Consider the following 19,763-nt stretch of genomic DNA (forward strand, 5'->3'; position numbering starts at 1 on the left):
CCGGTCGGTCTCATCCAGCGTGGTGAGGGGGTCTATCCCCGCGAGCACGGGGGAGCCGGCCCCTCGTAGGCCACCACCTGCCCCGCGCTGGGTCTATCCCCGCGAGCACGGGGGAGCCCTCCGATTTGATGGATGCAGGCCCAGCCTGCGGGGTCTATCCCCGCGAGCACGGGGGAGCCGGACGATGTGCCGACCCTGACCGCCTTGGAGGGGGTCTATCCCCGCGAGCACGGGGGAGCCCTTTGCCGAATTGCGGGTCGGTCGCGCTGGTGGGGTCTATCCCCGCGAGCACGGGGGAGCCGCCCCCATCGTCACGCCAAGAGCATCCTGGACGGGTCTATCCCCGCGAGCACGGGGGAGCCCGAAAACGCTGGCCGGTCCAGTTGATCATCACGGGTCTATCCCCGCGAGCACGGGGGAGCCTTGTGTTCCGCACGAATGCGGCGCGCATCGCAGGGTCTATCCCCGCGAGCACGGGGGAGCCCTGGTGTCAGTATCGGCGTAATGAATCCAACGAGGGTCTATCCCCGCGAGCACGGGGGAGCCGCCCCCATCGTCACGCCAAGAGCATCCTGGACGGGTCTATCCCCGCGAGCACGGGGGAGCCCTGGTGTCAGTATCGGCGTAATGAATCCAACGAGGGTCTATCCCCGCGAGCACGGGGGAGCCGCGGTCAATCCGATGCTGCCGCAGGCGCTTGAGGGTCTATCCCCGCGAGCACGGGGGAGCCTCTATGATCCGGCAACTGCCGCGATCACCACCGGGTCTATCCCCGCGAGCACGGGGGAGCCCATCAATCCGGCCTCTCACGCGGTCGAAATTGGGGTCTATCCCCGCGAGCACGGGGGAGCCGCCTCGGCCCCGTCGATAAACACCCGCGTGCCGGGTCTATCCCCGCGAGCACGGGGGAGCCCGCGCCTGTTTTTTTCCGCGCAATGGCAGGTGGGGTCTATCCCCGCGAGCACGGGGGAGCCTGCTCAACCACCGTTCCGCTGACCCGGAAGCCGGGTCTATCCCCGCGAGCACGGGGGAGCCCCATGAATATCGCCTCCTTATTGCGCGACGAAGGGTCTATCCCCGCGAGCACGGGGGAGCCCGCTGACCGCTCATCCCACCATCCCGCCGGGCGGGTCTATCCCCGCGAGCACGGGGGAGCCTAGCCAAGCTGGACGGCGAAAGCGTCCGCACGGGGTCTATCCCCGCGAGCACGGGGGAGCCTCTGAGTAGCAATACCTGCCTGCGTCGTGGCCGGGTCTATCCCCGCGAGCACGGGGGAGCCGCCGGGCATTGCAAGATCGAGCCGCGAGTAGAGGGTCTATCCCCGCGAGCACGGGGGAGCCCACACCGTCAACCGGGGCGATATCATCGTCTGGGGTCTATCCCCGCGAGCACGGGGGAGCCTCCGCAGCGCCTTGTGAAACCCGGTCCAGAGCGGGTCTATCCCCGCGAGCACGGGGGAGCCCACGGCCGGAAATCGAAAAAGGCGCCTGGTCTGGGTCTATCCCCGCGAGCACGGGGGAGCCCCGCACGTCCGACAGGATCGCCGGCGGCAGCGGGGTCTATCCCCGCGAGCACGGGGGAGCCTGCGTTAGATAGGGGTTCCCCATGACTGATAGGGGTCTATCCCCGCGAGCACGGGGGAGCCCGACCATCCGAATTTCGTCGCCGTGCCAGTAGGGGTCTATCCCCGCGAGCACGGGGGAGCCGCGCCGACGAACATTTCCACAGACGCCCGATCGGGTCTATCCCCGCGAGCACGGGGGAGCCGGAAAGCTGCATTTTCTCAGGCTGCTCCTGCTGGGTCTATCCCCGCGAGCACGGGGGAGCCATTGCGCGGCCACACCCTCGCGAGCTCGGCGCGGGTCTATCCCCGCGAGCACGGGGGAGCCCGAATGTGAGGAGGTAGCGTGATGCCATGTCAGGGTCTATCCCCGCGAGCACGGGGGAGCCCCCAGTGTTTTCCCATGCCGGGGGTGACCGGGGGGTCTATCCCCGCGAGCACGGGGGAGCCGCTCAGAGAGACGCCAGCCTCACCCGCGGCAAGGGTCTATCCCCGCGAGCACGGGGGAGCCCTGCAGGGCCGCATGAATGAAGGTCCGCAACAGGGTCTATCCCCGCGAGCACGGGGGAGCCCTTTAGGCGCTCAAACCAATCGTCTGCCATGGGGGTCTATCCCCGCGAGCACGGGGGAGCCAGCCCATTGCCCGAGGCGGGCTGTCGCGAAGGGGGTCTATCCCCGCGAGCACGGGGGAGCCCGGGCGAAGTCTGCAAGATCGCCTTGCGGGAAAGGTCTATCCCCGCGAGCACGGGGGAGCCAAGCATAAGTACGGGTAGGAGAGGCTGGGATCGGGTCTATCCCCGCGAGCACGGGGGAGCCTCGGCACCGCCCCCGGATCTTCAAATATCGGGGGGTCTATCTCCGCGAGCACGGGGGAGCCTCCATAGCAAACCCAATTACATCAGCCCCGCAGGGTCTATCCCCGCGAGCACGGGGGAGCCGGGGACTGCAACGCCGCATAGAGTCTGGCAGCGGGTCTATCCCCGCGAGCACGGGGGAGCCCTATGACAAACCAGTCTCCGGTCCCGAACGCGGGGTCTATCCCCGCGAGCACGGGGGAGCCCGACCCCGGTCGTATGCCTGATAGATCACACCGGGTCTATCCCCGCGAGCACGGGGGAGCCGTGACGAGGCTGTAGGCGTCCAGCGGGCGCAGGGGTCTATCCCCGCGAGCACGGGGGAGCCTCCAACTTTGTCTAAACGCCATCAGATGTGTGGGGTCTATCCCCGCGAGCACGGGGGAGCCGAGATGTGCCCCCCTATGCTGTAGTTGGAGGCGGGTCTATCCCCGCGAGCACGGGGGAGCCTCAGCGCGGTGCGGCGATTCTGCGTCATGACCGGGTCTATCCCCGCGAGCACGGGGGAGCCCACCTGCGCAAATACGCGCTGATCCGCTGCCGGGGTCTATCCCCGCGAGCACGGGGGAGCCCGTGGGGTCAACACCCATCGAGGCAAGCCGGCGGGTCTATCCCCGCGAGCACGGGGGAGCCTCGTCTCCGATCGCGCCGCAGGGCTGGACGAAGGGTCTATCCCCGCGAGCACGGGGGAGCCTTGGCGGCGGCGGCCGTCAGGTAAAAGGCGGCGGGTCTATCCCCGCGAGCACGGGGGAGCCCGCGCAGGGGCGTCATGGTGGTGTCGTTGTTCGGGTCTATCCCCGCGAGCACGGGGGAGCCTCGGTCGTCGTTCCGGTGACTTCGAACGCCTTGGGTCTATCCCCGCGAGCACGGGGGAGCCTATTCCTCGGTGATCGTCACGCCCAGAAGCGGGGGTCTATCCCCGCGAGCACGGGGGAGCCTCAGCCATTGGTCACTCCATCAGGCTTTGAGGGGGTCTATCCCCGCGAGCACGGGGGAGCCTGCACCCGCCGCAACGTCGGGCAGACCCGACAGGGTCTATCCCCGCGAGCACGGGGGAGCCAGAGCGGCAGTCTCCAAAATTGCGCGTCCGGGGGGTCTATCCCCGCGAGCACGGGGGAGCCTTCATCGTCTATCTCCTGTCCGCCTTCACGCTGGGTCTATCCCCGCGAGCACGGGGGAGCCGCGCGCTGTCGGGAGTTGCTCGGGCGCTTGGCGGGTCTATCCCCGCGAGCACGGGGGAGCCGCTACCCGGCCGGTCAAGGCCGCGCTCGATCCGGGTCTATCCCCGCGAGCACGGGGGAGCCTCTAGCGCTTAATGGTTTGTTTTTACGTCGATGTCAAAGAGCGGGCAGGCGAGTGGATTTAATCCTGCTTTCGTTTAGCGAGTAGAACGCCGTCCGCGTCAACGATCGTCCGGGGCGGCTCACCGAGGTTCTCAATACGAAGGTGGCCTGCTGCCCTAGTGTCGCGCCACACGAGTGTGAGCGAGCCTCGACCGAGGGCTTCCCACCATTCCGTCATGACGTTCCAGACCCGCGTCCGGACGGCAGCAGACATTTCAGGCGCCACGTAGACGCCCGGTGCGATCTCGAGCATGACAGAGGTCAAGAAGCCCCGGTAGCGCATTTCGACGTCACGGGTGACAATGATCGTCAAGGGCATCAGAGGCTCCTGCCTTCGAAAAGGGCCTTGATGCGCTCGATCATCTCGGGAATCACACCTTGTCTGGCCAAGGCTTCACCTGTCATGCGGCGGGTCACCCGTTCAATATTCTCGGAGGGGCGTTCGTCCACAAGCTTCGCCGCCTTGAACGCGCAGGGGATGGTGAGACTGTCGCGATAGAGATCTGCCACGTCCAGGACGAAGCTCTGGCCCGGGTCTTCGTGGATGAAGCCCAATTGCGGGATCGTCGCGGTGGCACATACGGCGATGGCTGCCGCGGCCTCGACGGCACTTGATGCGTGGTTCAGCGCCTGATTGGGCAAGTCGGCCGCCATCGGATTGCCCCGGTCATAGCGGCGGCCATTCCATCTCACCCCGATCCGCTGGGCATGAAGGGCATAGGTCTCCTTCATCCGCGCCCCTTCGATGCCGCGCAGGACATTCAGGTCGGCATGGGGAAAGACTTCTCCCAAACGAAGGGCATACATCCGACGTGCGGTCATGACACGAAGATCGTCATCCGCCCAGATCCGCGCCTGAAGCCGGGCCAGGCCAGACCGGTCAGGGATCATCGGCGGAGCCGTATAGAGCCGCACCCCGTCTTCCCCCACCGCTGCGAGGGCTGTGCGTGCATGGGCGAGCAGGCGCAGGGCGTCATGGCTCACGGTTGACCCGGGCCCCAGCAGGATGATCGACACGCCCTGCAGCGGTATGGCGTAGTCGCCGGGATCCAGCGCATCGGCGAGTGTTCGTTCTCCTTGCAGAAATGCCAACGTGCCGTCGCGCGCTGAAAGCGCTCCGCGCGCGAGATAAAGGCATCCCGCCCGATCGGCATGGGGCACCTTGGCGCTGTCAATCCCCAGCCGTCCCTTGAGCATCACGGCATCCTCTGCGCCGGACGCAACAGGATCATTCCGTAGCCGTAGCTGCGATGTCTTCCGACACCGCGCGCCAGGAGATCCGCAAACGCCGCAGGATCAGAGATCGTCAGGGTGCCGTGCAGCACGGCGTCCGGCCCGTCGAGCCGTTTGCGATCGCGCTGAATACGCAACCGCTGGAAGCTGGCGAGGCGGGTTGCCGCGAGATCAAGGCTGGCGGCGGGCGTCAAGCGTTCCGCAAGCCAGTCGACATAAACCTTCTCGCGCGAGTTCTCCTTGCCCCGGAGGGCCGATGACAGAAAAGCGTCGATCTCGGCCCCCTTGCGGAAACTGACCTCGACGCCGTTCTCGTTGCGCCCTGTCAGCGCCGATGCGAGCCGAACGACCGGACGCAAACGCAGGTCGAAACCCAGCCGCTGTCCTGCCGCCCAGTGATACGCCGGGCGCGGCAGGCTGCGAAGGCGATCAAGTGCGATAACTTCGGCATGACCGGGCATCAGGCTGGTCAGCGCCTGCTGCCGTAGGGCCTCTGCATCCAGGCGGGCATAGGCGTAGATCGTGCCATGCTGCGCCCGGGGTGCCACCATGAGACGAAAGGGCTGCAGCACGGCCGGTCCGAACGTCTCTCCCAGCAGATGGTGCAGGGTAGACCCCTCATCGAAGGAGCCAGGTTTGCGCGCGCCGGCCCAGAGATGCAGCGCACGGAGCGAGAGGGGGAGTTCCACCAGATGCAGGCTCATGGCAACCGTCCTTCGCACACGCGCCGACTGCCGCCATGAAGGCCGGTGACCCAGTTACGCAGATCTGCCAGATCGCTGCCCGGTGCATCAAAGGTCATGGGCCACAACGCCCGGCCCGGCAGAGCAAGCGCCTTCAAGGCACCGAGTGCGTCTTCGGCCTCGACCCAACCGGCAAAAAGCGGACTGCTCGGAAGACACGGTTTGCGGCCGATGAAGAGCGGCCGGGCCGGGCGTTCCAAAGCAGCTGCCAGTGCGTCGAGATCGGGCCCCTCGCCCGGTGTCAGCCGCGCGACAACCCGGCAGTCGTGATCCGCGAGATAGTCACGTCGGCGGCGATGCGGACTGTCATAGGTCGCCCCTGCCCGTTCGTCCGGGCGTCCCCATGTTGTCCAGCCACGGTCATTCGCCTCGAGCTTGGCGTTCTGGGTGTCGGTCAACAGCCGGCCTTGCGCGACGATCAGCGCGCCGAAGACCAGTCGATCTTGAAGTGCCTGATGCAACGAACCCTGTTCCCGCCGCCACCCGATCGCATTGGCAAAGAGGCCCGTCAAGGCAGAGGCCGAGGGGAAATCCCGCGTCGGTCCGACATGGTCGATCGCGATACCGCCAAAGGCCATCAACGGCGCGTCGAGACGCAGATGGAGCCAGCGTTGCATCATGCCACCGGCTCGGCCAGCTGAGAGGGCAGACCTTTGGCGAAAGCGGCAAGATCGGCGAGCGTGCCACGCTCGGCGCCGGGCACTTCGGCATTGGCCAGGGACATCACCCGCCGGGTTTCGCCGGTGGCATAGGCATGATCGAGGGCGTCGAGATGTTCTGCCAACTGCGCCACCGCTACAGCAGTGCTTGCTGCGCACGGGGTGCGGAACGCCTCGGCCAGGGAGCGTGGCTGGCGATCACCGGCCTCTACCAGCAGGAAGGACGCCCGCGAATAGGGCGCGGTCGAGCCGAGTTTTGCACCAGGAGAGACTTCGGCGATCAGGTAAAGCAGGTTGTGCAACACGTCGCCGGCAAGCTGCGCATCGCCGCCGAGATTCTCGAGAAGGCCGGGCAGATCGACCACGACATAGCCATAGAAGAGGCCAGAGGTCAGCTCAGTCTCCTGAATGGTGTCGGCGCCTGTATCCTCATCCCGGGCCAGATCGTCGGCGGCAATGAAATAGTCGCTCTCGGCCTCTTCGGCATGAACCGTGAAGGCATGGGCAACATGGACGGGGGCGTCAATATTGGCCTTTGGGTCCGACGTCACCATGCGACCGAAAAGTGCACCCGTCAGGCCACCGGGCAGCTTGGCGCCTTCTCCCAGCGCTTTCAGATTCGCCTTGTGGGACTTGTGCCAATCCTTCGCCAGTTCGCCTGCGGCCTTTGCATCGCCGGCGGCCTCGGCCGCCAGCCGTTGCGCTTCCGCCTTGAGGTAATTTACCTCTGCCAAGCCCAGAAGCAGGGTCTGACGCGATTTCTTGTCGCCGCCCTTGTCGCCATAAACCGCGGTCAACATCGCTTCTCGGATCGGCTTCAGAACGACCTCGTCGATGTCTGTAGCCCAGTCGGCAAAGACCTTCCGGTCAATTGTCTCGCGCGAGCGATAGGCCGCGTCCGCGCCGTCAATTCGGTGCAGGCTGTGCGGATCGTCTGCCAGCCGCCAATGCCGCTTGAGGCATTGCGAGGATACCCGCGTGCGCAGGCTACCCCCATAGGGCAGCCGTTTTGCCAGTCCGGAATCGTCGCGGTTCAGAAGGGCGGCGGTATAGGGCGCAAGGAAATGGATTTGCAGGAAACGCGGATCAGCCATCTTGATGTTCCTTGAGGGTCGAATGATCGAGGTGTTGGTAATAGCTGCGCGCGAGGCGGCTGGTGTCTGCGGGCCAAAGGATGGCGCGGGCGAGGTCGATGACATCGAGCCGCTCCACCTTGCGAGCCATCATCCGGATTGCACGTTCGAGAGCGTCCGCGCGGGCAGGACCGCGGGCGGCCAAAAGCCGGGCGAAACGTTGCTCACTCAGCCCTGCCTCGGCCAGGGCGGCGCCAAGCGGGTGCTTGTCGGAATGGACCGATGTGTCTCGGCTGGCGGGTGTCATCAACGCGACAAGCCGCGTGAACTGGCGCCAGGCCTCCTCGTGGTCGCGGCCGATCCCCAGCCGCGCCGTCTGCCGCCAGAACAGCGCCGAGCCCGCAGGGCCCATACGCCGCGCCTCGGCCTTTTCGCCCGGGTCCGCGGCAGCAAGGGCGGCTGTGATCGCCAATGCCCGGCGGGCGGTTTCGTTCTCAGGCTTGAGCATCGGTCACCTCATGGTGCTTGAGATCGGCATCAGGATTTGCCCCAAGGTTAGCCATCGCGACATGCAGGCGGCGTTCCAGCGCCTGCCGTCCCCGCGCCTCGGCGCGTGGCCGCATGAGCGAGGCGCAGGGCATGGCTGGCAGCGCCCGGAAAAACTCATCCCGTGCAATTCCGGCGAGCGTCTCAAGGAACTTGCGTCGTAGGGGGGTGAAGCCGGCGTCCGTCGTCACTTCCATCCGCGCCCAGAGTTCCGGAAAGAACAGCTCGTCAGCCTGACGGCGCAGTGCCGCGCGGGCGGGCTGGGTCCGCCCGTAGTGGGGTTTTGCCACCTTCTCACGCGCACCCCCGGCCGCCACCGTTGCAAGGCCATTACGAAGTGCGAGATCCACGGATGCGATATCTGCCATGACGCCGTTTGCCAGGGCCACCGGTCTCTCGCCGAACATTTCTCGCACCATGGCCTTTGGCACCGGCACGATGCGGGACTTGAAACCGTCCGTCTTGGAGTTGCCGCGTGCGAAGGCTTCTGCCACCAGAAGCATTGGTTCTGATGCTTCGTCCGCGTGCTCGACCGCCAACCTGGGTTTGGCCCATTCTCCTTTTTCGCTGAAGAGGAGGCGAACAAGGAGGTCATGAGTCCAGTCCTGATCGCCAAGCGTCAGGCTCTTGCCCTCGGTGATATGCAACGGCGCCCAAGGATCACCGGTGTTTCCCTTGGCGTCCTTGGCGGCGATGCGTGCGGCCTTTGTGGTGCTGCGTTCGGCCCGTATGCGTTCGCCCGCCAGTATCAGACGGACGCGACGACAGACTTCTATGAACATCGCGTCCAGCTCGGAGAGTTCGAACGAGCGGCCTTCCGGCCAAGGCTCTACCCAGAGCAGGGTCTTGCCGCCGATACCTTTGCGCGATGTCAGCAACCGACGCACATCGCGCGCCCACCACGCCGAGGGGTCGATCTGTGTCGCCCCTGCGCGCGCGGGCGCCAGCCCCAGCAGCACTCTTGACGATGAACCGCCGTTCATCCGGGCTATGCCATAGTTTCCGGCACCGCCGAAACCTTCCATTGTCTGCAAGCTCACCAGTGCGAAGATCCAGTCCTGCGGCGCCGCCTGTCGGGCGATCTCGCGCTTCATGTCGTGGTTGCGGGACGTGATCAGCATGTCCAGAGCATCGGGCGTGGCAACGTCGGACCACTTCAGCCCGCCCGGATCGGCAGGTTGCAGGAAGGCGGGGCGGGCGCGGTCCTGGCCGATCAGATGCCACGGTTCGTCATCCGGAAAACCCGGCGTCAAGGCCCGCAGCGCCGCGCGCCAGCTGTCCTCATCCTGCGGCAGATCGCGCCGCCCGACCGCATCAAGCGCCATGACGGAGAGCTGCACCAGAAACATGTGCCACGCCGGGCGTTGATGTGGCCGCAGGGCGGGAAAGACCTGAACCTCACCGCGCGCCATGGAGGCGAGAAGTCCCGGAAGGCTGTGCCAGCCTGCGTCGGTCTGGATAAGCGGTTCGTGAAGCAGATCAAGTGCCATTGCCACCTCGTTGTCGCAGTCCTTCGGGACCATAGATCAGCACCATGTCAGAAACGGTCACCGTCATCGGTGGACCTTGATCCACGCTGACCGGTTCATCGCCCGTCAGTCCACGAGACCACTGCGCCGGCAATGCCAGCCGGTGAACGGGCGCGCCGAAAGCGCCAACTGTGCCTGCGGGGAGCGACAGGATCACGCCCTCTTCCCCAAGTCGTGTGCGGATCTTTTCATCATCGGGAAAGCATTCCAGCGGCGCGCTGCGGTCCAGAATACACAGATCCGCCGTGCGCATCTCTGCCAGGGCCTTGCCGGTCACGCGCTGGCGATAGGCTTGCCAGCCCCGCTCTTCCGCAAGCCTGTCCAGTGCCTCAGGATGTGTCGCCGCCTCAACCAGCGAGCGGTTCATCACCGGGATCTGCCAGACGGGATGCAACGTGATCTGCTCTAGCGTGGCGGCCAGCCCCGGCACATCGACATAGACGCCCGACAGGCTCGGCCCATTCGCAAAAGCACCCAGTCCGTTTTCGGCCGCGCGCGTCAAGGCGTCCAGCCCGCCAGGAGGGCACAGCACAACAGCCCGTGCCGCGGCAAAGCCATCCGGCCGGGCGCGCGTGTGGCGATGCAGCCGTCCGATGCGCTGCAACAACACATCCATCGGGCAGAGGTCCGTGATCAGCAGGTCGGCGCAGAGGTCCAGTGACTGTTCCAGCGTCTGCGTGCCGATGACGATGCGCCCGCCCAACGGGCTGTCCTTGCCGATCGCCTGCTCAACGGCCCGGTCCAGCAGCGCCCGATCCTCGGCTGCAAAACGGCTGTGATGGAGTGTCGGGATACCCGCAATCTGCAGCAACCAACCGGGCGCCCGTTCCCGGCAGGCGGCGAAGGTTTCCTGCGCACGGGCCACAGTGTTACGGATCACAAGCACCCGCGCGCCATGTGCTGACGCCTGAATTGCAAGATCGGCGGCATCGCTGCCTGACCATCCTGAATGGGCGTCGATCCGCACGGTCTTGCCGCCGCCCGGTTCCGATTGGATGGGGTGCAGCCCCCCGGAGGTCCAGACTGCCGGATAAGGAAGGCTTGCATCCTTTTCCAGATTGCCTGCCATCTCGTTTCGCCACCTTCGGCGTGCAGCAGCTCCCAGCGTCGCCGACATGAGAAGGACATGGCCACCAAGCCCCAGATGACTGCGCACAATGGCAAGCTGCGTTTCGGTCATGTAGGGGTCCGAGGCGTGCACCTCGTCTATGACCAGCAACGCGCGAGACAGGGCCGCGCCCCGCAGGTGCGCGAATTTCACCTGCAGCCCGGCAAGCGCCACCTGATCGACCGTCCCGACAGCGACACGCGCTGTCAGATACCGTGCTGCATGTTCGGCGGCCCAGCGTGCAGGCCTGACCTGCGTATCGTCCCAGACGACTTCGAAATCGGGAAGGCGCGTGCCTTTCGCCTCGCCTGCGAGGATCTGGCCGGGGATGGCAAGCACGGCCTCGGGGTGCACCGCGAACATTCGAGTCAGGGCATCGTTTACCCGGCCATGCAGCTGCCGCGCGGCGGCGCGGGTCGGGACCGCAAAGTAAAGCGCGTCCACCTCACCCGCCTCAAGGAGCTTTGCAAACCGCCAGAGCGCGGCCTCGGTCTTGCCTGAACCGGTCTCGGCCTCAAGCAGCACGAGGTGCTCCGTTGTTGGCAAGGCGCCCACCGCTCTCTGCGCGGGCCGTGGCTCGGTGTGATCTGATATCAGGTGCCACGCCGCGGGTTCTCGCAGGGTGGCGCTTTCGACCAGCTCAATTTCGGCAACTCTATTTTCGGCGCGATCCAGAGCTGTTTGCCAGTATGACGGTCTGAACTCTGCCTCGAAGGGAAATCCACGGCGATCGGATGCCACCCAGTCAGCCAGGTTCAGCAGTCCGCAAAAAAAATGCAGGAATGTCGGCTCAGGCGGCGGCGGGCAGGATGTCGTGATTTCGGGAAACCAGTTCAGCATGGCGCGGCCCAACACAGTTTCCTCTGCCTGCCAGTCGTAGCCCGGCAGCAATGGAAATGCCGAAAGGGCCTCACCTTCGCGTGGTCGCGGGACGGGGCGACCGTGGTGAGCAAACAGCGCCATCAACCAGTCAGCTATTCCGGGCCAGCGCGCGAGGTGCGTTACGGCACCTGCAAGCGCGTCCGCTCGTGGAAGGCCGGTCCAATGCCAGCCACATTGCAGATGGCCACGCAAAGCGAGACCGTGGTTTTCCGGCCAGCCCTTTGCCTGAAATCCCGGAGCGAGTTTTCCGATGTCATGCAAAAAGACCAATGCGGCAAGGCAGCGCGTTTCGGCTTCGGTAATCGGGTGGCCAAAGGCTGCTTCTGCGCGTGCGCGCCACACCCGTTGGCGCATAATGACGAGGAACACGGCTGCAACGTCGGCGGAGTGATGTGCGAGGTGGTGGGTTTCCGCGCCATTAGCTGCAGATTTGCCCCAAGCGCTACGACGGGTATCCGGGAAGTCTTCGCGGGCCATAAATCCACCAAGAGTTAACAGTTCAACTCTGGCGCGCATCGGCTCGCTGGATCAAGCATTATTGATGTAATCACCCGACAAACATGATTCCGGGGAATACCATGGAAGGACCCTGCTCTAACCGCGACCCTCATCCTGCATCAGATGGTGGACTTGTCGTCGGTCAGAGCAGCCGCGCGTGAGGAGAGCTTCTGAAATTGACGCGATTGGGTTCGTCGCAGACTTCGTCCAACAGATGCAGTGCTAACAGGGCGATGCGCCCTCGCTTCTGGCGGAGCAAGGCTAGACGAGATGCCCCACCTATCTCCGACTATTTCCGAAAGATGGTCCGCACCGCCGTCTGAGCCTGAGAAATCACGCCGTTGTCTGTATGGCCCGAGCTTCGCTTATCTGCGCATCAGCATTGTCGTCTTTTTAGTGCGGCCTGCAACCAAAGTCGCTCGTTGCGCTTAAAGTCCTTCAAACAGTGCCAAGAGCACTGGATTTCCTCCTGTCTGACAGGCTATTGTCGGAACCCATGTCTCGCGCAGGTGACCAGATTTTGTTGCTTCCGTTTCCTGTTGCACGCCGAGGAATTAGTCTGTCTCGACCACGGGTGCGAAACATGATTCAGTCAGGAACGAAGTTCACAGAGGCCACGCATCGGCAGCTTAAGCTGCAGAAGCACAGCGTCCGCCGTGCGCCTTGTGGCCGTCTACTGCGCCACTCTCGGGTCGCCAGCCACCAACTTTAGTTTGAGGCTGGAGCGCGCTGCTGCCTTTTCGGCCTTTGCTGTTTCCAGCCCTTGCCTCACCTTGCTTCCAGTTGCCGGCCCGCGCCATGCCGAACTTGCGCCACTCTCTCCCGGCCTGTCTCCCTCTTAGAAAAGGTCTGGTGATGACTAAACCGTCTGGCGCTTGCGCTACCTTGTGCATCTCCCTGCCTTGCGCCCTCATGGCCTCGAAAGCCGCAATTCCCGCAGCTCCCAGCATCGGATGTAAGCGGTCTGATGGCGACGCTTGTGATCGATGGGCAGCGTCCCGAGCCGAAACACTTACTGCATCCCGCGCTCGGGAAAGCGGCAGGCCAAGGTCGGTTCTGGAGTGACCGACCTGACCTCTCGTTCCCGTAGGCTGGCCCGTCCAGGCGCTGGAGCGGTCAACCGAAGCGGAGGTTCCAGTGCCGGATGGCTTCGGGCACTCGAGGCGACCCCATGTTCTAGCGCTGTGCCTTCTAGGACTTCCATATCGCGCGGTGGGTCGCGCACGAGCCATTCCTCCTCCCTGGGTTGAAGGTCGGGAGGCTTCATATTGTGCAAACGTCGCGCGGCCCGCTGTTGCTGGGCTGCAAGGTTGCGGCCACTTGATCTCCTGTCGGGCAGCGTTGTCTGTCCTGTTCGACAGACGTTTCCGCGCCGCGTGCGGCAGGGGCTCCCGTGCGAGCCATTCCCCGGAATTGACACACAACCCTGACGCTTCCGTCACGGGTCCTGACACCTGCGGCAACGGTTCACGCAGACGATAACCCTTGGCATACACGTGGCACGAGTCGTCGTGTGGCAGATCCTCGACCGGCAAATCATCGGAGGCGAACAGTTCGTGAATGAAAGGATGTGCGACGTGAATAATACTGTCCCCAGCTGCAACGTCCCTGAAGCGCGATTCGCCAATCGAACCTTCACCATCCTCGAACTGTTGTTCGCTCGCTAGCATCATCTGGTCCACGGCATCGGCGTCAATGTCGTTGCGCAGCGTATCGAATGGCTCTGCAGCGACCTCATCCCACAGATGCAGCATTTCCCGCGCGCGCCGGAGAGGGTCGCGTAAGGAGCCCATTCTCCACGGCTTCGTCTCATTTCGGCGCTCGCTGATGAGGTTCCAGCATCCCGCTGCGTTCAGATCTTCCACCAGTTGTCGTAGTGTCATGCTTTGACAATGCGGATGCCGCTCAAGATGATCGGCGATCCTCATCACCTTGGTGTTTCCGCGCAGCGCGTTCGCGATCGCACCCATGCGTTGCGCCACCGGAAGGTTTGTGCGGTTTCCGAGCCGTTTTCCGCTTTGCCTTGCCCGATCCAGGCTCGCACGAGTCGCGCCCTGGATTGCTTCGGCATGCGTCTGTGCCGTCACAACACCCCTGTGTAACTCTTCAGGTGTCACCTGCCGCCCGATTTCGATGCAGTAGATCGGAGGGCATTCCTCGCCAAGATACTGCAACAGACGCAGGTCGCGGCCGAGGCGGGAGAAATCCTTCACCAAGATGGCGCCATCGATCTCCCGCGCCCGACAGAGGGCTGCCTGCAGATCAGCGCGCCGGATGAGGCTGTCGTCGCCATAGCCCGACCCAGTATCGCCGTAAATCGCAAGAAGCTCGCCACCCATATCTGCAACAAAGCCGCGGATCGCGTCCGCCTGATGCTCGTGACCACGACCGTCCCGCTCCTGTCTCAGTGTCGAAACACGGGTGTAGCCGAGGAAGCGAGGGAGGCGAAGGAGCATGGCTGACGCCGCGAGGACATACAGTAAACATCATCTCACACTCTGCAACGGACGGCAATGAGATGCTGAAGGTCAAGGGCGGCGCAAGAGCGACTCCGCGCGCCGGCACTCCAGAGGTGTCGGGTTCTGAACAGAATGCCAAGATCACGAACCTGTGAAGTCATCCAGATGATCCCCCGCTATAACCCACCTGAAGTTCACCCCCCGAGTTGCCGATGTTTGACGTCCCCTTGCCTGATCTGCAAAAGATGCACCGAATGGCTGCGGCTCTGGTGCTTGCTGATCCGGTTTTTCTTCCGCTGTTCGAGCGCATCGAACGTGAGCTTGCCAGACAAGAGATGGCTGGCGCCACCCTCCGGCGCGCGCAGCAGGTGGTGGAACATTACAAGGCTATCGCCTGAACAGCCCGCTGCAGATGCGCAAGATCTGCACCCTTGCCATGGCGCTCCCGATCAAGTGTGTGTCCGAAGAGGTCGCGGCGGATCCGATCATCCACCTCGGCTGCCAGCATACGGTCTTCGAACGCGTGACGCAGTGAGTAGAGGCTGTGCTCGGGCGTCTCCAGCAAGCGGTTTTCGCGCAGGAACTTGTTCACGGCGCCGCTCAGACCCGCCTTGTCCCGGTATCGCGGGAAGCCTGCCGGAAAAGCCCTGAGTGCCTTGAGGCTCACTCCGCAGAGAGGGATGATGCGGCGTGCATAGGCGCTCTTGAGCTGGCGTCCCTCCGGCTCGATGGAAATGTGTGGTATGTCGTGCGACAGCCGGATACGTGCTTCCGAGAGATTGGCGATCTCTGACGGCCGGGCGCCAGTGTTGACCATCACGAGCAGGATGCCCCGCGCCTCCGGGTTCATCCCGTCTAATGCCCCGGGCGCCAGAAGCTTGTCCTTGATCCAGGGAACTGAGAAGGGCGGCCGTTGGCGCTTCTCTCCTTCCTTCAGCGCGAGGTCCGAGAGCGGCAGGGCCAGCCCCAGTCGCTTGAGCCGGTTCACCGTCCGAAGGATATCGCTCAGGTGGATGATGTCCTTGTTCGCCGAGTTGGCGGTTAGCGCCTCGGTCTCGATCCGTTCAATCCACCAGTCCCGGAACTCGAGCATGTCATCCGCAGTGATCTCGTCGATCGGCTTGTCTCCGACGATGGCGATGAAGTTCTTCACGGCTTTGATGCGCGGGTTCTTCCAGCGCCGGACCTGATCCTCTGACTTGCCCAGGATCTTCTCGCGCCCCAGTGACCAATACAGTTCCAGCGCGCGCGAGACGGCGATACCAGGTTCCTTCGCGCCCCCCAGAAGCGCCCTGGCCTCAGCCATGTCTGGCGCGGCTTTCGGGTCGTTGAAGCCCCCAACGCTGGCGAACCTGTCCCGCAGGTCACGCAGCGGAAGCTCCGCGACCTGCTCGGCCCGCAGATAGCGGAAGCCCTTCGCGGCGGCGAGGTCGCGCGCAGCGGCAAAGCGCTGCTCCGCATCGCCGTTATCGCCGGCAAGCTTCGCCTCCCACGCATCGACCATCTGCTGCCACACTGTCGCGGCCTTGGTATCTGCGACCGCTCGACTGTCAGTGTGGAGGCTGACCCAGACGAACTTGCGTGGCTCCACGCCTTCGTAACGTTTGGGCACCCGCTTGTAGAGCGAAAGGATACCCTTGGCAGAAGCTGAGCGAGCCTTGATAGCCATTCAACGATCCCCGTGCGCATGCTGAAGCTTGCACGATGTATGGCATATTGTAGTGCAAAATGTATAGCGGCTCATTGAGTAAAGACACGGCCAGCGCGCTTAATGTCAATGAAACAAGGATAGTCGTCTCTGCTCTATCGGGCGAAACTGGCGGAGAGAGAGGGATTCGAACCCTCGAGACGGTTTCCCGCCTACACACTTTCCAGGCGTGCGCCTTCGACCACTCGGCCACCTCTCCACAGCGAGAAGTGTCTATCCTGACCCGAACAGGTTGCGCAAGGGGGGGCGGCGATAATATGCGCGAGGAGAATGGCCCGTCTGCCTCACATGGGGCTTTTGTGGACCGAATGATCAGGCACCTTTTTCTCGTGCCCGAGCCGGCATAACCGGCGCCAGGCGAGATCGCGTTGAACTTCCTGACAAGGATGCCGCTCTGACCGCAGCCCCATGACATAGCCGATCAGAAGCATCCGGATCATGAGCTTCGGATCGAACGAAGGCGGTCCGGCGTGGCTGAAGAAGCCGCGCACCGGGCTGCTCATCCAGCGCATGAAGGAAGGCGGCGATGGTTGAATTGGCCAGGGCAGCTGCCCGAAGGGGATGGCAGCGTTTGCATGCGCGGTGGCCCACCTCGATGCATTCCCCGATCGTGGCGAAGAAGGTGCAGTTTTCCGCCTTCGGCCTTCGCGCGTGGCAGGTCAGCCGGCAGAACACGCCAGGGGAGAGACGCAAGACGAAGGCTTGCCCGTCGAAGAGTCGGCGCGGGCCAGAAACGCGGCATAGAGGGCTGGCGGTCAGGAAGATCAAACAATATGCAGCGACTCTATCCTGATGATGCGCCGCGTCGCCGCTTTTCGGGTGTCTATTCTACTTTTCACCAGAAACAACGGCAGCTTCGTCGCGCAAAGCCGAAGCCAGTGTGCCGCGGCGGCGTCTGCATGGAGGGGCCAAAGCGGCAGATGCTGGGTTTTGCGTGCAGGTCAGTTCCCATGCTGGTCTTCTCGCCCAGGCTCACTTTGGTCGTTTGAAAACAGCGCAACCTTGTTGCCATACGGGTCGCGAAGGTAGCCGACATAAAAGTGCGGGCCATACAACGCCCGGAAGCCAGGCTGCCCCTCGTCGGAGCCGCCTGCGGCCAGCGCAGCGCCATGAAGGACACGGACCTGCTTTTGCGATAGCGCCTGAAACGCAACCATGACGCCATTTCCTGCCGATGCAGATTGCCCGTCGAAGGGCAACTTGACGTAGAAATCCGGCTGAAGGGGGCGCTGTCCTGGCTCGACGGGCAAGATGTAGCTCAAGTCCCCATGGTATGTTTCAAGCCTATAGCCAAGTGCTGGGAGGAACGCCGAGTAAAAACGCTCTGCCTTCGAAATATTGTCGGCTCCAACAGTAACGTATGCGATCATGATGTGGGTTCCCTCCAATAGTCCTTGCGATGACGGCAGGGTTGCCATGCGGTGAAAGATTACCCTAGTCGCAAGCAATCGTCAGTGTCCCTGCTCTGCCCCTGAGAACCGGATCGTTTAAGCTGGAGTTCTCGGCTTAGCTTTCCTGGCTGGGGAAGGAGCTGAGAACGATGAAGGCTTCGATATTCACCGAAGCACAGAAGGCGTTCATTCTGAAGCAGGTCGAGAAAGGCACGCCAGTTGCCGAGATCTGCCGCAAGGCCGGTATCGGGCAGTCAAGCTACTTTGCCTGAAAGAAGAAGTATGGCGACCTGTTGCCTGACGCGATGCGGCGGCTGAAGCGGATCGTGAAGCAGAGGTCCTGGGCCGATCAACAGCCGAGTGCCGGTCTGGACGACTGATGTTCGACCGATTGACGCGCGTGGTTCCGGAGCTGCAGAGAGCCACTCTCGACAGGGTGACAGGGCGGCACCGCAACACCGGAGCCGATGCCTTCCCGGTAATCGGCGCAGGTGAAGGATCGAGATCCCAATCCCTGTCCTCGCCATCCGAAACCACGGGTGACGAAAAGCCGGCGAAGGGCTGGTTTCAGATCCGCAGCCTGTTGCAAAGGGAGGGTTCAGCGAGACCCCGGCGGCAACAGGGTCGTGCCGCGGGTGCTGTAGTCGTTAATCGGGAAGTCGTGACAGGGTTCTTTGCCGCCGCGCGGCGACCTCGGACAGGAAGGATGGATGCTCGCGCCGGAAGCGCTCGGCGAACTCTGCGTTCTTCTGTGTGCCGAGCTTGGCATGTGACAAGGCGCCTGGCGGGTGGTTCAGCGGCGGCAGGCCAAGATGGCCCGTTATCTCGTCCAGTGTTGGCCCCGGTCCTTGAGTGGTGATCTGTTCGTAACACAGCCGCCTCGGGGCCAGATCATAGGCCTCGAACCAGTCTTCGCAGGCTTCCTCGGCCACGAGGATGTGCAACAGCCATTGCTTGATCAGCTTGGCGTCATAATCGAAGCCGCGTTCGGCCTCTTGCAGGCGCTGGGCATCGAGGCCCGGCGTATGGGCGACACTGGTCGTGACCATCTTGGCAAGCGATACCGCCTGCGCGACAATGTCCTTGCGCGTCAGCCAGAAGCTCGTGACATCTGGAAAGAAGCGGTGGAAGCCCTCATAGCTTCCGAACACCGCATTCATCTGATGGGCGGTAATCTCGACCCCATAGATGCCCCCTGTATTGAAGCGCCGCAGCAGAAGCGCGATGTAGTCTTCCATCGTTGCGGCGCCGAGGGCCTGGGCGATCCTCGGGATGAAATTCGGGTTGAAGGCTTCATTTGCCGCGCTGAGCTGCCCGGTGCGGGAAATGACCTCGGTCAGCCAGGAACTGCCGGACCGGGGCGTGAAGTGGATGACATAGGTCCTGGTCGCGGCGGGTTGGCGCATCAGCTGCGCCTTCCGGTTTTCGTCGACCGTCACATCGTGAAAGAAACGGGCGGTCACCCTGCAAGTCCTCGGTCGATGATTGTCTGCACGTCGCCTTGCCTCGTGATCCTGCCCATCCTGGGGGCAGGGGCAGAAACTAGGCCCGGCAGAAAGGATGGTCAACCCGAGGCTAGAACCGGCGTCGGGCGCGAAGTGCGGCTGTGATCGTTCCGTCGTCCAGATAATCAAGCTCGCCGCCGATGGGCACACCCTGGGCAAGCGAGGTGAGCGTCGCGCCGGTGCCTGCGAGTGCCTCGGCAATGTAATGCGCAGTGGTCTGGCCATCGACCGTCGCATTCAGGGCAAGGATGACCTCGGTTATGCCCTCCTCACGCACCCTGCGCAGAAGCTGGGGGATCCGCAACTCATCCGGTCCGATCGCGTCCAGTGCTGACAGTGTTCCGCCCAGAACGTGATAGCGCCCGCGAAATCCCCCCGCTCGCTCCATCGCCCACAGGTCGGCCACATCCTCGACCACGCACAGTTCGCCCGTGGCACGTTCCGGGTTGCTGCAGATGGGGCAGATTTCAGAGGTGGAGACATTGCCGCAGGCCAGGCAGTCCCGCGCAGTTTCCGCCACAAGACGCAGCGCATCGGCCAAGGGCAACATCAGTGCCCCGCGTTTGCGCAGAAGGTGCAGCACCGCGCGCCGGGCCGACCGGGGACCAAGCCCCGGCAGCCGCGCCAGCGTCTCGATGAGCGCCTCGATCTCGCGCGGAGAATCGGACACG

At 63.8% G+C, this 19,763-nt stretch carries 14 protein-coding genes, 1 tRNA gene, 3 pseudogenes and 1 CRISPR repeat array (1 of these 19 only partly in view); of the genes and pseudogenes, 2 read left to right on the forward strand and 16 right to left on the reverse strand.

All coding sequences use genetic code 11. From position 1 onward, the window contains the following. Positions 1-3,719: a CRISPR direct-repeat array (repeat unit 29 nt; unit sequence GGGTCTATCCCCGCGAGCACGGGGGAGCC) (it extends 521 nt beyond the left edge of the window). A 58-nt stretch (positions 3,720-3,777) separates the two neighbouring features. From cas2e to ACFQXB_RS16470, 9 genes are all read right to left on the reverse strand, one after another. Beyond that, entirely contained in the window at positions 3,778-4,077 is a 300-nt protein-coding gene (gene cas2e, locus ACFQXB_RS16430) for a type I-E CRISPR-associated endoribonuclease Cas2e (protein WP_377406019.1), read from the reverse strand. Continuing rightward, complete coding sequence (gene cas1e / locus ACFQXB_RS16435; protein WP_377406021.1) at positions 4,077-4,955, reverse strand: type I-E CRISPR-associated endonuclease Cas1e; 879 nt, start codon at positions 4,953-4,955, stop codon at positions 4,077-4,079. Before cas1e ends, cas2e begins: the two co-directional genes overlap by 1 nt. Next, entirely contained in the window at positions 4,955-5,695 is a 741-nt protein-coding gene (locus ACFQXB_RS16440; protein ID WP_377406024.1) for a type I-E CRISPR-associated protein Cas6/Cse3/CasE, read from the reverse strand. The genes cas1e and ACFQXB_RS16440 overlap by 1 nt, the downstream gene beginning before the upstream one ends. Beyond that, positions 5,692-6,351 carry a type I-E CRISPR-associated protein Cas5/CasD gene (cas5e, locus tag ACFQXB_RS16445; protein ID WP_377406026.1) on the reverse strand — a complete coding sequence of 220 codons (660 nt, stop codon included), beginning with the start codon at positions 6,349-6,351 and terminating at the stop codon, positions 5,692-5,694. The genes ACFQXB_RS16440 and cas5e overlap by 4 nt, the downstream gene beginning before the upstream one ends. Beyond that, positions 6,351-7,487, reverse strand: coding sequence for a type I-E CRISPR-associated protein Cas7/Cse4/CasC (gene cas7e, locus ACFQXB_RS16450; RefSeq protein WP_377406028.1), 1,137 nt, complete (start codon positions 7,485-7,487; stop codon positions 6,351-6,353). Before cas7e ends, cas5e begins: the two co-directional genes overlap by 1 nt. Beyond that, entirely contained in the window at positions 7,480-7,974 is a 495-nt protein-coding gene (gene casB, locus ACFQXB_RS16455; protein ID WP_377406030.1) for a type I-E CRISPR-associated protein Cse2/CasB, read from the reverse strand. The genes cas7e and casB overlap by 8 nt, the downstream gene beginning before the upstream one ends. Continuing rightward, positions 7,961-9,502, reverse strand: a complete 1,542-nt coding sequence (locus ACFQXB_RS16460) for a hypothetical protein (RefSeq protein WP_377406032.1) — start codon at positions 9,500-9,502, stop codon at positions 7,961-7,963. The genes casB and ACFQXB_RS16460 overlap by 14 nt, the downstream gene beginning before the upstream one ends. Beyond that, positions 9,492-12,047, reverse strand: a complete 2,556-nt coding sequence (cas3, locus tag ACFQXB_RS16465; RefSeq protein WP_377406034.1) for a CRISPR-associated helicase Cas3' — start codon at positions 12,045-12,047, stop codon at positions 9,492-9,494. Before cas3 ends, ACFQXB_RS16460 begins: the two co-directional genes overlap by 11 nt. Positions 12,048-12,658: 611 nt before the next feature. Continuing rightward, the gene (locus tag ACFQXB_RS16470; protein WP_377406036.1) at positions 12,659-14,485 is read right to left on the reverse strand and encodes a recombinase family protein; all 1,827 of its coding nucleotides are present in this window, start codon (positions 14,483-14,485) and stop codon (positions 12,659-12,661) included. A gap of 215 nt (positions 14,486-14,700) precedes the next feature. Between ACFQXB_RS16470 and ACFQXB_RS16475 the strand changes: the two genes are divergently transcribed. Next, positions 14,701-14,886, forward strand: coding sequence for a hypothetical protein (locus ACFQXB_RS16475; protein WP_377406038.1), 186 nt, complete (start codon positions 14,701-14,703; stop codon positions 14,884-14,886). On the opposite strand, the gene ACFQXB_RS16480 is transcribed toward ACFQXB_RS16475, so the two are convergent. From ACFQXB_RS16480 to ACFQXB_RS16500, 5 genes and pseudogenes are all read right to left on the reverse strand, one after another. After that, positions 14,868-16,157: an integrase gene (locus tag ACFQXB_RS16480; protein ID WP_377406040.1), complete on the reverse strand. Its 1,290-nt coding sequence runs from the start codon at positions 16,155-16,157 to the stop codon at positions 14,868-14,870. The two genes, ACFQXB_RS16475 and ACFQXB_RS16480, sit on opposite strands and share 19 nt — an antisense overlap. 148 nt (positions 16,158-16,305) lie before the next feature. After that, positions 16,306-16,395: transfer RNA gene (locus ACFQXB_RS16485), tRNA-Ser, on the reverse strand. Between the two features lie 106 nt (positions 16,396-16,501). Continuing rightward, a pseudogene (locus tag ACFQXB_RS16490) lies at positions 16,502-16,681 on the reverse strand (transposase); the annotation flags it as partial. Positions 16,682-16,814: 133 nt separating this feature from the next. Then, positions 16,815-16,871: pseudogene (locus ACFQXB_RS16495) on the reverse strand (Ada metal-binding domain-containing protein); the annotation flags it as partial. A 266-nt stretch (positions 16,872-17,137) separates the two neighbouring features. After that, entirely contained in the window at positions 17,138-17,566 is a 429-nt protein-coding gene (locus ACFQXB_RS16500; RefSeq protein WP_377406042.1) for a VOC family protein, read from the reverse strand. Positions 17,567-17,736: 170 nt separating this feature from the next. On the opposite strand from ACFQXB_RS16500, the pseudogene ACFQXB_RS16505 reads away from it, so the two are divergent. Beyond that, positions 17,737-17,856, forward strand: a pseudogene (locus tag ACFQXB_RS16505) (transposase); the annotation flags it as partial. 378 nt (positions 17,857-18,234) lie between these two features. Here ACFQXB_RS16505 and ACFQXB_RS16510 read toward each other — a convergent pair. Together ACFQXB_RS16510 and recR are read right to left on the reverse strand one after the other, a co-directional pair. Continuing rightward, positions 18,235-19,050 (reverse strand): Stf0 family sulfotransferase, encoded by an 816-nt coding sequence (locus ACFQXB_RS16510; protein WP_377406044.1) that lies wholly within the window; start codon positions 19,048-19,050, stop codon positions 18,235-18,237. Between the two features lie 112 nt (positions 19,051-19,162). Continuing rightward, complete coding sequence (gene recR / locus ACFQXB_RS16515) at positions 19,163-19,762, reverse strand: recombination mediator RecR (protein ID WP_377406046.1); 600 nt, start codon at positions 19,760-19,762, stop codon at positions 19,163-19,165. Position 19,763 lies beyond the last annotated feature (1 nt).

Source organism: Halodurantibacterium daqingense, from assembly GCF_042666235.1.
GTDB classification, from domain to species: domain Bacteria; phylum Pseudomonadota; class Alphaproteobacteria; order Rhodobacterales; family Rhodobacteraceae; genus Halodurantibacterium; species Halodurantibacterium daqingensis.

Excerpts from the sequence above, each read along its gene's own strand:
- cas2e (WP_377406019.1), bottom strand. The coding sequence starts at position 4,077 with ATGCCCTTGACGATCATTGTCACCCGTGACGTCGAAATGCGCTACCGG.
- cas1e (WP_377406021.1), bottom strand. The coding sequence starts at position 4,955 with ATGCTCAAGGGACGGCTGGGGATTGACAGCGCCAAGGTGCCCCATGCC.
- ACFQXB_RS16440 (WP_377406024.1), bottom strand. The coding sequence starts at position 5,695 with ATGAGCCTGCATCTGGTGGAACTCCCCCTCTCGCTCCGTGCGCTGCAT.
- cas5e (WP_377406026.1), bottom strand. The coding sequence starts at position 6,351 with ATGCAACGCTGGCTCCATCTGCGTCTCGACGCGCCGTTGATGGCCTTT.
- cas7e (WP_377406028.1), bottom strand. The coding sequence starts at position 7,487 with ATGGCTGATCCGCGTTTCCTGCAAATCCATTTCCTTGCGCCCTATACC.
- casB (WP_377406030.1), bottom strand. The coding sequence starts at position 7,974 with ATGCTCAAGCCTGAGAACGAAACCGCCCGCCGGGCATTGGCGATCACA.
- ACFQXB_RS16460 (WP_377406032.1), bottom strand. The coding sequence starts at position 9,502 with ATGGCACTTGATCTGCTTCACGAACCGCTTATCCAGACCGACGCAGGC.
- cas3 (WP_377406034.1), bottom strand. The coding sequence starts at position 12,047 with ATGCGCGCCAGAGTTGAACTGTTAACTCTTGGTGGATTTATGGCCCGC.
- ACFQXB_RS16470 (WP_377406036.1), bottom strand. The coding sequence starts at position 14,485 with ATGCTCCTTCGCCTCCCTCGCTTCCTCGGCTACACCCGTGTTTCGACA.
- ACFQXB_RS16475 (WP_377406038.1), top strand. The coding sequence starts at position 14,701 with ATGTTTGACGTCCCCTTGCCTGATCTGCAAAAGATGCACCGAATGGCT.
- ACFQXB_RS16480 (WP_377406040.1), bottom strand. The coding sequence starts at position 16,157 with ATGGCTATCAAGGCTCGCTCAGCTTCTGCCAAGGGTATCCTTTCGCTC.
- ACFQXB_RS16500 (WP_377406042.1), bottom strand. The coding sequence starts at position 17,566 with ATGATCGCATACGTTACTGTTGGAGCCGACAATATTTCGAAGGCAGAG.